The sequence below is a fragment of the Actinomycetota bacterium genome (genome assembly GCA_035640355.1).
In the GTDB taxonomy this organism is placed as follows: Bacteria; Actinomycetota; UBA4738; order UBA4738; family HRBIN12; genus CALGFI01.
Window position 1 is genome coordinate 290763 of sequence record DASQWI010000011.1, and the last position, 11083, is coordinate 301845.

General features: G+C 63.5%; 11 protein-coding genes. 10 read left to right on the forward strand and 1 reads right to left on the reverse strand.

The window, feature by feature from the left end; all coding sequences use genetic code 11:
• Positions 1-23 precede the first annotated feature (23 nt).
• The 10 genes from VFA08_06840 (at position 24) to VFA08_06885 (ending at position 8854) form a co-directional block, all read left to right on the forward strand.
• Positions 24-248, forward strand: a complete 225-nt coding sequence (locus VFA08_06840) for a Flp family type IVb pilin (GenBank protein ID HYZ13310.1) — start codon at positions 24-26, stop codon at positions 246-248.
• Between the two features lie 113 nt (positions 249-361).
• Positions 362-790 carry a TadE/TadG family type IV pilus assembly protein gene (locus tag VFA08_06845; protein ID HYZ13311.1) on the forward strand — a complete coding sequence of 143 codons (429 nt, stop codon included), beginning with the start codon at positions 362-364 and terminating at the stop codon, positions 788-790.
• Entirely contained in the window at positions 787-1914 is a 1128-nt protein-coding gene (locus VFA08_06850) for a pilus assembly protein TadG-related protein (protein HYZ13312.1), read from the forward strand. Before VFA08_06845 ends, VFA08_06850 begins: the two co-directional genes overlap by 4 nt.
• A gap of 132 nt (positions 1915-2046) precedes the next feature.
• Entirely contained in the window at positions 2047-2790 is a 744-nt protein-coding gene (gene cpaB, locus VFA08_06855; protein HYZ13313.1) for a Flp pilus assembly protein CpaB, read from the forward strand.
• On the forward strand, positions 2787-3998 hold the full coding sequence (locus VFA08_06860; protein ID HYZ13314.1) for a P-loop NTPase: 1212 nt from the start codon (positions 2787-2789) through the stop codon (positions 3996-3998). Before cpaB ends, VFA08_06860 begins: the two co-directional genes overlap by 4 nt.
• A gap of 30 nt (positions 3999-4028) precedes the next feature.
• The gene (locus tag VFA08_06865; protein ID HYZ13315.1) at positions 4029-5345 is read left to right on the forward strand and encodes a CpaF family protein; all 1317 of its coding nucleotides are present in this window, start codon (positions 4029-4031) and stop codon (positions 5343-5345) included.
• Positions 5342-6325 (forward strand): type II secretion system F family protein, encoded by a 984-nt coding sequence (locus VFA08_06870; GenBank protein ID HYZ13316.1) that lies wholly within the window; start codon positions 5342-5344, stop codon positions 6323-6325. Before VFA08_06865 ends, VFA08_06870 begins: the two co-directional genes overlap by 4 nt.
• Positions 6318-7259, forward strand: a complete 942-nt coding sequence (locus VFA08_06875) for a type II secretion system F family protein (protein HYZ13317.1) — start codon at positions 6318-6320, stop codon at positions 7257-7259. The genes VFA08_06870 and VFA08_06875 overlap by 8 nt, the downstream gene beginning before the upstream one ends.
• A 142-nt stretch (positions 7260-7401) precedes the next feature.
• Positions 7402-7860, forward strand: a complete 459-nt coding sequence (locus VFA08_06880; protein ID HYZ13318.1) for a hypothetical protein — start codon at positions 7402-7404, stop codon at positions 7858-7860.
• A 103-nt stretch (positions 7861-7963) separates the two neighbouring features.
• Complete coding sequence (locus tag VFA08_06885; GenBank protein HYZ13319.1) at positions 7964-8854, forward strand: alpha/beta hydrolase; 891 nt, start codon at positions 7964-7966, stop codon at positions 8852-8854.
• Positions 8855-8902: 48 nt separating this feature from the next.
• Here the strand turns inward: VFA08_06885 and VFA08_06890 are convergent, their stop codons facing one another.
• Positions 8903-10156 (reverse strand): MXAN_6640 family putative metalloprotease, encoded by a 1254-nt coding sequence (locus VFA08_06890; protein ID HYZ13320.1) that lies wholly within the window; start codon positions 10154-10156, stop codon positions 8903-8905.
• Positions 10157-11083 lie beyond the last annotated feature (927 nt).

Consider the following 11083-nt stretch of genomic DNA (forward strand, 5'->3'; position numbering starts at 1 on the left):
AAATGACGAAGGGAGGTGTACGAATGCTTCTCGCACTCTACGTCGGTGCGCAGACCTTTGTTGCAGACCTGCGCGGCAAGATGAGGCGGGAGGATGGTGCGGTCGCCACGGAGTATGCACTCCTGCTCGTTCTTATCGCGCTTGCGATTATCGCCGCAGCCATCGCTCTCGGCGTTGCTATCGCCAACGTGTTCTCCCGGGGTGCCACAACCCTCGGTGGTGTTGGCGGGTCGAGCGGAGCCAGCTAAGTCAAACCGCACCAAGAGCGGCCTTGTCGGCCGCTCACTCTCCCGGACGCCGGGGGAGTGAGAGGCCGACAAACGTCGGTCGTTACGGCGAAACCGGAGGTAGGCACACGATCATGAGAGCCATCAGGAACCGCGTCTCGCGGGAGGAGGGAGTGGCGGCAGTTGAGTTCGCCCTCATCCTGCCGGTTCTTGCTCTGCTCCTGTTCGGAACCCTCGAGTTCGGGCGGGTGTGGAGCCAATACCAGCTGTATCAGGGCGCGGCCCGAGAGGGCGCGCGCTGCGCGGCGGTCAAAGTCGACAGCAGCTGCGTCATCCAGGACGAGATCAAGCGGGCGGCAGAGCCGTTCACGGTGACCAACCCCGCTGACGTCAAGATCATCGGCGGGCCATCCGGCCCATGCACGACGTCGACCGTGGGACAGGACGTTCAGGTTTCGTGGCAGCAGGACCTCGAGCTCAACATCCCGTTCTGGAACAACGTGAAGTTGACCCCGACCGTCAAGGCGGTATTCCGATGCGAAGGATCAGGTGGTGGAGTATGAGGCGGCTTCGCGACGAGGAGGGCGGTGCGGTCCTGGCGATCGTCGGCATCTCTCTGCTCGCACTGCTGGGCATGGTGGTGCTGACGTTCGACCTCGGGCGCGGCGTGGCTCTCAAGCGGAACATGGTGAACGCAGCCGATGCCGCCGCATTGGCCGCTGCCAGAGAGTGCGGCCTCGCCCACGGAACGGCCCCCGCCCAGACCGAGGCGAAGGATCTGATCGTCGACAACAATGGCTCGGCTACGCTGACGAACATCTCCTTCGATAGCGTGCCGCAGTGCAGCGGCGTCGCCTCGAATGGCGAGCGACAGGTAACCGTCACGGTCAGTGTGCCCCAGGACTACTTCTTCGCCCAGATTTTCGGGTTCAACAGCGGATCCGTCACGGCCTCCGCTACCGCGGAATGGACCCTCGGCCTGACGGGTCCGGCTCCACTCAGGATCGACCAGCTCAAGATCGACGAGTGCGAGGAAGATGGCGACCCGAACCCCGATGGCACGATCGATTGCTACTTCACCTTCGAGAAGGGAGCGGCGCCCCTCAACAGTGACTGGGGATGGCTCAACCTCCCGGAGGGGTGGCCGGTCAAGGACAAGGACACCAACCCCATGAACTGCGACTCGCAGAAGGGTGGTGCGAAGGACCTCAGCGGCTACATCGGTGCGATGGGCGGGATGGGGGCTCCGGGCCAGGAGTTCTCAGGCGGGCTGTGGGATCCCTCAGGTAATGGCATCCCTCCGACGTGGGTGTGTGGCGCGACCGGTCACAAGGCGACGAACGTCGCGGACATCCAGGACTGGGTGGACAACGTGGAGACGGCGATGGCAAACGGGACACTCGAGAGCGAGCCCGTCGTCCTATTCCCGGTCGTGGCCTGCGACACCGCGAAGGCGCCCGGGGATTCGACCTGTCGTCCATGGATGTACACGCCGGGCACGGCCTATCCGGTCGTCAAACTCCAAGGCTTCTACATCAAGGAAGCGTTGGACGGACAGGACGCCAGAAGGAACCCCAACTGCGAGTTCACGCGCAACGGCGCGGACGTCTTCTGCGTCCACCTGCAGACGACCGGGCCCGACGCGCAGCCCACAGGTGGATCCGTTCAGGTCTGGCTCGTCGACTGAAGCTCCGCGAAGGTCTGGCTGGTCGACGAGAGCTCGGCCAGCCAGAGGCCGAAGGATCTGATCTCTGACGGCTAAAGCTTGGCCGGACGTCGGCCGAAAGACACAAGCGACAACGCACAGGGGGGATGATTCATGGTGAAGGGTAGAGCGCTCGTCGTGGTCTTGGCGTTGATCCTGGCCACGGTAGCGACCGCCGGGGTGTTCCTATACGCCCAAGGCTTGGAGAAAAGCGCGAACGAAGGCGGCGCGCAGGTCCAGGTCGTCGTGTCCGAGGTGGACATCCCGCCCAGGACGGACCTGAACTTGTTGATCAAGGACGATCTGTTCAGGACGATCCAGATCAACGAGGCCGCCTATGTCGACGGCGCCATCACGTCGGTCGACCAGCTGGCGGACAAGAACAACGCCGTTGCGATCCTGGCCGGTGAGCAGATCCCGCAGGCCCGCATCACCGGGAACGTGCAGGGCGGGGCGCTCAGCATCCCCGACGGCATGGAGGCGTTGACCGTGTCGCTCGACGCTCCACGGGGCGTCGCCGGACTGATCAATACAGGCGACAAGGTGACGATCTACTCAACCTTCAAGGAAGTCGCTCGCAAGGACGGGACGACCGAGACCGTCACCGTCGTCCTCGTTCCCACGGTCGAGTTGCTGGCGGTGCATCGTCCGCTGACGAGCACCGCGTTTGGCGGCGACAGTGAGGCGCAGGGCGAGCAGATTCCCGGCTCGCTTGCCGTCACCGTCGCTCTTACGCCCGAAGACGCGCAGCGCTTCGTCTTCTCGATGGAGACGGGGTCGACGTGGTTCGGCCTGCTGCCGCCGGACGCCAGTGGCGAGCCCATGAAGCCGATCACGGTCGCCCAGGTCGTTAAATGACCCAGCAGCAAGTGATCGCCGTTGGGACGCCGCAGTCCTTCCGTTCCGCGCTCGCCCGATCGCTCGAGGTCGAGATCGACGCGGTCGGTTGGGTGCAAAGCGTCATCGCGGCCGAGGAGATCCTCTCGGAGCAGAACGAGCACACGGCCACGGTCCTGGTGCTCTCGCCGGAGGTGAAGGAGCCCGACGCGCTCGGTCTGGCCGAGTACGTGGGGCGAACCTCTCCGATGACCGCGATCATCGCCGTTCGGGAAAAGACCTCGAATGGTTTCTTCCCGACGGCGATGCGGGCCGGCATCCGCGACGTGGTGGATCTGACGCTCGGAAGCGACGAGCTCCGCGACGCCGTGGAACGCGCCATCCAGTGGACGGACAACGTCAGCAGCCTTCGCGGGGAGATGGCAGCCACACCCAGGCACCGGGGGTCGATCATCACGGTCTTCTCATCCAAGGGTGGTGTGGGGAAGACCTTCCTGACCACCAACCTCGCCGCGGCGCTGGCCGATGTCTCGAAGCAGGAGACGGCGGCGGTCGATCTCGATGTCGATATGGGAGACGTGTTCTCCTATTTCGGCCGCGAGCCTGCGAGGCAGATGGCGGACCTGATCGCCCTGGGCGAGGGCGCGGACCGCGAGGCCGTGTTCGCAAAGGGGATCAAGCTTCACGAGCACCTGTGGGGATTCGGTGCCGTTCCCGACCCGACCGCGCAGCCGCCGGGCGGAGAGTCCGTGGGCAAGTTCCTTCGGGTTCTGCGTTCCAACTTCGCGTTCGTCGTGGTCGACGCTTCGGTCGACTACACCGACCTGGCCTGGGCGTGCTTCGACCTGTCGGACGCGATCTGCCTGGTGACGGGTCTCGACATCGTGGGGGTCAAACACCTATCGAACGCACTCGAGACGCTGCTCTCGACCGGCCTACCGGCCGAGCGGTTCCGGCTCGTCCTCAACCGGGCAGACAGTCGCGTCGGTCTGGATGCGCAGGACGTTGAGCGCGTCATGAAGGTCCGGGTGGACACCAAGATCCCGTCCAGCCGTCTGGTCCCCACCTGTCTGAACAAGGGTCGACCGGTCGTGCTGGATCAGCCCGACTCCGAGGTCGCCGACAGCATCCGCCGGATGGCCACTCGGTTCATCAGCGCACCGTCCGTCGAGGAAGGTCATCCGACGCTTACACCTCCCCAGGGGAAATGGCGCTTCTTCAAGCGGTAGGGCTCTTCTAGCCGGTAGGAGGACAAAGACATGTCGCTCGCAGAACGATTGGCAAAGTCAACTCAGAAGGACCGGATCTCGGAAGTTCGGGTTCGGGTCCAGGACCGTCTGGTGGAGACGCTCGGCCCCAAGCTCTACGACGCCTCGCTCTCCGACACCGAGCTCGAAGGCCTCGTCCACCAGCGCCTACGCGAGTTGCTCGACGAGGATGATGCGGGTCTCTCCGCGCAAGAGAAGCTGCTCATCGTTCGACAGATCGGGGACAGCGTGCTGGGGCTGGGCCCGCTCGAGACATTCATCCGCGACCCCGACATCACCGAGGTCATGGTGAATGGATACAACTCGATCTACGTCGAGCGCGCCGGCAAGATCTACTGGAGCGGCGCAAAGTTCCACGATGAGGGGCAGCTCCGCCGAACCATCGACAAGATCGTGGCGAAGGTCGGTCGCCGGGTCGACGAAGCGTCGCCCTACGTGGACGCGCGCCTTCCCGACGGCTCGCGTGTGAACGCGATCATCCCACCGCTTGCCATCGACGGCCCCTGCCTGACCATCCGGAAGTTCTCCGCCGATCCGTACCGGGCTGAGGATCTGATCTCGTTCGGCACGATTACCAAGGAGACCGTGGAGATGTTGGATGCCTGCGTCCGCGGGCGACTGAACATCTTGGTTTCCGGCGGGACGGGCGCAGGGAAGACGACGACGCTCAACGTGCTGTCGTCGTTCTTGCCCGACGACGAGCGGATCGTCACGATCGAGGACTCCGCGGAGCTCCGGCTCCAACAGCCACACATCGTGCGCCTCGAATCCCGCCCGCCCAACATCGAGGGCCGGGGCGAGGTGACGATCCGCGACCTGGTCCGGAACGCCCTGCGGATGCGCCCCGACCGGATCGTGGTGGGTGAGGTCCGCGGCGCCGAGGCCCTGGACATGATGCAGGCCATGAACACGGGCCACGACGGCTCGATCTCGACGGTTCACTCGAACGCGCCGCGCGATGCTCTGTCACGCGTGGAGACGATGATGCTCATGGCCGGGATGGACCTTGGCATCAGGGCGATCCGCGAGCAGATCTCCTCTGCCCTGAACCTCATCGTCCACCAGGCCCGCATGAAGGACGGGGTGCGGCGCATCACGCACGTCACCGAGGTCGTGGGGATGGAGGGCGACATCATCACCCTTCAAGACCTGTTCCTGTTCGACTACAACGCCGGGATCGACGACGAGGGCAAGTTCAAGGGCGAGCTCAAGGCCACCGGCATCCGTCCACGTTTCGTGGATCGCCTGGCCGAGCGAGGCGTCCGGATCCCCGCGGAGGTCTTTTCGCCAGGGGGTCACCAATCATGATCGAAAAGATCCAAGAGCTCTTCGGTACGGACGCCTGGCTGACGCTGGTGCTGGGCGCCGCGTTCGTGGGGACGTTCCTGCTGGCCATCATGCTCCTGTCGATCGGGGAGAGGAGGCAGCGGCGGAGCCTTGCCTCCCGCATCCTCGGCCGAGGCGCAGACAAGAAGGCCAAGGAGACCACGTGGATGCCCGCGGGACTGGCCCAGGCGGGAGAGCGGGTGGCGGCCGTAGGCGGCTTCAGCGCTCGCTTGGACCAGAAGCTCGAACAAGCCGGCCTCCCCATGAGGGCCGGCGAGTTCGTCGCGCTCATCGCAGTCTGCGCTTTGGCCGGCGTGGTCCTCGCCGGTCTTCTGTTGCCGAACATCGTGTTCATGCTGTTGTTCGGCGTCGCGGCGAGCTTCATTCCATACCTGTGGCTCGCTCGCGCTCGGAGCAAGCGGCAGAAGAAGATGGGCGACCAGCTCGCCGACGTCCTTTCGATCTTGGCGAGCTCCCTCCGAGCGGGGCACAGCTTCCTCCAGTCTCTCGATCAGGTGGCCAGCGAGATCAGCGAGCCATCCGCCACCGAATTCCATCGGACGGTGTCCGAGATCCGATTGGGTCGGTCGATCGATGAAGCGATGATCGCGATGGCCGACCGCGTTGGTAGCGAGGACATGCGCTGGGCCGTCATGGCCGTGAACGTCCAACGGGAGGTCGGCGGAAACCTGGCGGAGGTGCTCGACATCGTGGCCAGCACCGTTCGCGAGCGTGCGTACATCCACCGTCAGGTGCGGGTTCTGTCGGCGGAAGGACGCTTCTCGATCGGTATCCTCATGGCGCTGCCGGTCGGCCTGTTCGCCTACCTGTCCCTCATCAACCCCGAGTACGTCAGCCCGCTGTTCACGCATCCCATCGGCCGCATCATTCTGGTCGCAGGGGCATCCCTCATGGTGGCTGGCTACTTCGTGATGAGAAAGGTCGTGAAGATCGATGTCTAGCACTCTGTGGCTGGGGCTCGCGCTCATCGGAACGTTCTTCACGGTCTTCATGGTCGGCCTGCTGATCGAGATGGTGCTCAGCTCACGCCGTCACTACGTGTCGGTGTTGCAAACGCAGGTCGGGGACACGCCGGAGACACTGGCGAATCTCCGGGACGAGCAGCTCAGGAAATCGCCCCTCGAGCGGCTCGTGCTGCCGATGGCCGGCAAGCTGATCCGCTCGATCGTTCGCCACACGCCTCTGGACCTGTACGGGCGCACGAGCCGCCTGATCGTCCTGGCGGGGAACCCGCCTGGTTTGAAGGCGGAACGGGTGGTGGCGTTCAAGGTCGTCTTCGCCATCGTCGGCCTGGTAGCTGGGATGGCTATCAGCTCGGTGCTGCCGTTGCCGGGATCGGTCAAGGTGGCGGCGGCCGCTCTCTTCGCGTTCATGGGGTACACGATCCCGAGCGCCGCCGTCTCGGCGAAGGCCTCGAAGCGCCAGAAAGAGATCCGCAAGAATCTGTCCGACACGATGGATCTTCTCACGATCAGCGTTGAAGCTGGTCTCGGCTTCGATGCGGCGCTCGCTCAGGTCGTCAGGAACGTTGAGGGGCCGCTGTCACAGGAGATCGCCCGGACGCTGCAGGAGATGCAGATCGGTGTGCACAGGATGGAGGCGCTTCGCAATCTCAGCGATCGGACCGACGTCGAGGAGCTGGACGGGTTCGTGCTGTCGATGATCCAGGCCGACAAGTACGGCGTTGGGGTCGCGAACGTGCTTCGTGGTCAGTCGAAGGAGCTGCGCCAGAAACGTCGTCAGCGTGCGGAAGAGACGGCTCAGAAGGTGCCGCTGAAGCTCCTGTTCCCCACGATCTTCATGGTCCTGCCGGCGCTGTTCATCGTGATCCTTGGGCCTGGCGCCATCAAGGTCTACGAGACGTTCTTCAAGTAGAGCGCAGCGGGATCGACACGGCGATCGTGGCTGCCTATGTTCCGGCGGTCAGGTGAACGAGCGATTGATCACGTCGCCCTGGTGGGCTTGCTCTTCCCACGTCTCAGCGATGGACCTCGCTCGGCGAAGGAGATGATCGGTCATGGACCTCAACCAGATTCTCAACGTCCTTCAGCAGACCTACGCAAATGAGTGGCAGGAAGTCCATCCGGTCGAGGTGAAGGGTCACGACTACCGGATCGTGTACAAGCCTGACGTCGCGCTCTCAGTTGCGTGGGGCACAACCGTCAACAGTGAGTACTCCGACGGATGGGTCGAGCGGTTCAAGGACAAGAAGGCGAGCTCGCACGTTGCCGAGATCATGTACAACGGCGCGGTCGTCTACCAGGAGTTCTACGTGAGCGTCGACGGCGGCCGCTGCCTGCTGCCCATGCCGAAGGAGCATTTCAAGCAACGTGACGTCCTCGCCGAACCGGAGGTCGATTACCTCTCGGTGACCAAGTGGGCAGTCGACTTTGTCCGCCTCCTCGACGAAATCGTTCAAGGTCCTCATGGGGAGTACGACAGCCACCTGCAGACGGCAGAGTTTCGCGTTCTCTAGCTAGGCGTCCGGTCGTACCCGTCCATATCTTGTTGTCCAGTCATCGTGCACGGCCGCCCCGGCCGGGTTGACGAAGCGACTCAGCCACACGTAGACCGGGGACATCGTGTTCGATGGCTTCGAGGAGTTCGACATCGAGACCACGGCGACGTCGGTCCACGGACGCCGCGGCGGCGACGGTCCGCCGGTTCTGCTGCTGCACGGCATTCCAGAGACGCATCTCATGTGGCATCGAGTGGCGCCACGGCTCGCCGAACGCTTCACGGTCGTCGCGACCGATCTCCGTGGCTTCGCTGACAGCGGCGCACCGGCGAGCACACCGGACCACGCCCCGTACAGCATGCGCGAGATCGCGCTCGACCAGATCGAGGTCATGCGCTTGCTCGGCCACGAGCGATTCGCCGTAGTCGGTCACGATCGGGGAGCTCGTTGCGCCTATCGGATGGCGTTGGATCAGCCGGCGACGGTGATCCGGCTGGCTGTGTTGGACATCGTGCCGACCGGCGAGGTGTTCGGGCGGGCCGACAAGGACCTCATGCTCGCGGCTTGGGTGTGGTCGTTCCTCGCTGCGCCGGAGCCGGTTCCGGAGGCCCTGATAGCGGGTGCGCCTGACGTTTTCGTGAACTACATGTTGGACGCATGGTCGGAACGACCCGATGCCTTCCCCGCGGAGCTTCGAGAGACGTACATCGAGAAATTCCGTGATCCCCGAACGATCCATGCGATCTGCGAGGAGTATCGGGCCTCGGCCACGCTGGATCGTCAGCTCGACGAGGCCGATCGAGGCACGCGCCGGATCGAATGTCCGGTCATGGTCCTTTGGAGCTCTTCGGGGCCATTCGACCGCTGGGATCCGCTCGAGGTCTGGCGGATATGGGCGGACGACATCCGGGGTGGGTCGATGGCGGCGGGCCACTTCCTGCCCGAGGAAGCTCCCGAGGAAACGGCTGAGCGACTTCTCGACTTCCTCGATGAGGATCTACGGAAACAATAAGGAGACCGAACGTTCGCCTGATCGATGTCCCATCTCTTTCCTACGCGACTAGGTGGCCACAGCTCTGAACAAGTACCTTTGATTGTCGTCGCGAGGACGGCCCTGACACGAGTAGATCGACCCCAGCCAGCACCTGAATCGAGTACTCGCGTTCGTCAAAACCAAGACCACATTGCGCACTGATCCTCTTCCGAAGGGAACCCTCCTGACCGCGTCACCGTGCGCGTTGAGTCTGAAGGGGAAGAACCTGACGGCTCCGCTCCTGAAGAAGACCACGGCTGTCGCTTGAGGGCCGATCCTCGCAGGCGGTGCATCGACGCCGAGCGCGAGCTTAGCCGTCGAACCGATGCCACGCCCGGGGCGGAAGCTGATGTACCGATTGGTCATGTGATCCGTTCGAACGGTCGACGGTCCAGTATCGGACTTCGCCGCAGTCATTCCGAACGATTTGTCGATCCGTGGTGTTCGATAGGCGCTTCCCTCTTCGTAGAAGCGTTTGGGAGCCAGATTGAACGCGCCGAAGTCGGCGAACGCCCAACTCAGGTCCGAGCGCCGTTCGCGCGCAATTTGGGCCAGGGCCTGCATCGAGTAGTGATCGGGTCCTACTAGGCTCCCGTCCGCCAACTCCCAGGCTTCCCTAACGACGGACGGATCCCCGGCGGCCCGTGAACCGAAGTACTCGGTCAGGAATCGGATGAAGATCCAGTTCCCATAGATGAAGAACCCACGCCCGTAGTCGATCGGCACGTCTCCCTGCACCATCGAGCTCGTGGGCAAATAGAGTCGGTTGTTGTTGAGGTTGTCGAAGACCTCGTCTTCCATCCACATCGCCGTTGACTCCATGAACCAGAGGTCTTCCAAGGCGTCGAAGCTGAACTGGATGGCGTGGAAGAACTCATGTGCCGCGGTTACTCGTAGGCCGATCAGTCCGGAGGAGCGAGTCCCAAACTGTGCGGCGCTGAAGTCGTTGTCGAGCACGCAATAAGCCGAACCGTCGTACGGGGGATAGATACCGTCGAGGAGATCGGGATCATCCGTGGTGCAGTAGCCGAAGAGACCGTCGTCCCCGACGTCTGCGAGATACACGTCGAGGCGTCCGTCCGGGCCGTGACCCGTGGACGTCAAGTCGGACTTCGGAGGCCGGTACCCATACTCCACGACTTCCTTTTGCCAGATGTCCTCGAGGACTCCTGCCGTGGTCTCGACCCAATCCGGAAACCCGGACAGATCGACGTCTTCCGGGGGAGGAGCGTCGAGAGAGGTTTCGACCCAGTGCAGGCAGACGTTGGTTGAACACGTCACCTCGCTCGGAACGGAATAGCCGTCCGGGTCGGCTCCAACCCCGGCGTCGGGCCTCGCCAGAATCGCGAGTCCTCTCTTCCTCTCGGCTCCGGACAGTTGGTGTATCCGAATCGCCAGATCCCGCAAGACGAGCGTCGCGAGACGTGGATCGCTTCGCAGCACACGCCCATAGCGCGCCCTGACATCTTGCAACGCAAAGAGACTCGCCGCTCGCTGAAGGGAGTACTGAGCCTCACTTACCCGTCCGCTCTCGAGAGCTCTCGTCAGTCCATCAACGCCGACGGGAACGACGGATACCGACTTGCGCGTAGGACGAGGCGTCGGCGCGGAAGCGCTGACGCCATCGTCGGATCTCGGTTTTGTCGGCATGCCGAATGCCGGCTCCGCCACCGTCCCCATCAACGTCACGAGAACGACGACGACGGGTAGGACGGTGCCCGATCCTCTGCGCGAGCTCACGCCCCGAATCATCAAGAGGCCGAATCATGAGACGGATTGCTCTTGTGTTCAACTCGTTCGTGCAGTTGCCTTCGAGGCGCCCGTCACCGAACTACACGACTACGTGGTCTTCGATCCGGAGTCCCTTCTTGACCGTAGGTCTGTATGCACCGGAAGGAGAGGAGGTGTATCTCGCATGAGAAGGACGATCGCGCTATTGGCGTTGGTCGGGGTGTTGCTGCTTGTCCTTGCCGCTCCGGCGCTAGCCTTCGTGCACGTCAGGGTTCCGGGCGACGACTGCAGTGGAATGGGTCCGGAGAACTCTACGGCTGCCGCTGCCATCACGAGTCAGCCCCGACCTGGGAACCTGCCTCCACTCGGTGACGATCGGGGCAGGGACAGTGCTCCCAACGACTTCTGCCCCGCACCCACGAAATGATTCATCGAAACGCGGGGGTAGGGCCGAGGATGCGTTAGAAGTGCCGGCTC

Bases quoted from the DNA above. Each gene is read 5' to 3' on its own strand.
- VFA08_06845 (HYZ13311.1), top strand. From the start codon at position 362: ATGAGAGCCATCAGGAACCGCGTCTCGCGGGAGGAGGGAGTGGCGGCA.
- VFA08_06870 (HYZ13316.1), top strand. From the start codon at position 5,342: ATGATCGAAAAGATCCAAGAGCTCTTCGGTACGGACGCCTGGCTGACG.
- cpaB (HYZ13313.1), top strand. From the start codon at position 2,047: ATGGTGAAGGGTAGAGCGCTCGTCGTGGTCTTGGCGTTGATCCTGGCC.
- VFA08_06875 (HYZ13317.1), top strand. From the start codon at position 6,318: ATGTCTAGCACTCTGTGGCTGGGGCTCGCGCTCATCGGAACGTTCTTC.
- VFA08_06860 (HYZ13314.1), top strand. From the start codon at position 2,787: ATGACCCAGCAGCAAGTGATCGCCGTTGGGACGCCGCAGTCCTTCCGT.
- VFA08_06840 (HYZ13310.1), top strand. From the start codon at position 24: ATGCTTCTCGCACTCTACGTCGGTGCGCAGACCTTTGTTGCAGACCTG.
- VFA08_06850 (HYZ13312.1), top strand. From the start codon at position 787: ATGAGGCGGCTTCGCGACGAGGAGGGCGGTGCGGTCCTGGCGATCGTC.
- VFA08_06865 (HYZ13315.1), top strand. From the start codon at position 4,029: ATGTCGCTCGCAGAACGATTGGCAAAGTCAACTCAGAAGGACCGGATC.
- VFA08_06880 (HYZ13318.1), top strand. From the start codon at position 7,402: ATGGACCTCAACCAGATTCTCAACGTCCTTCAGCAGACCTACGCAAAT.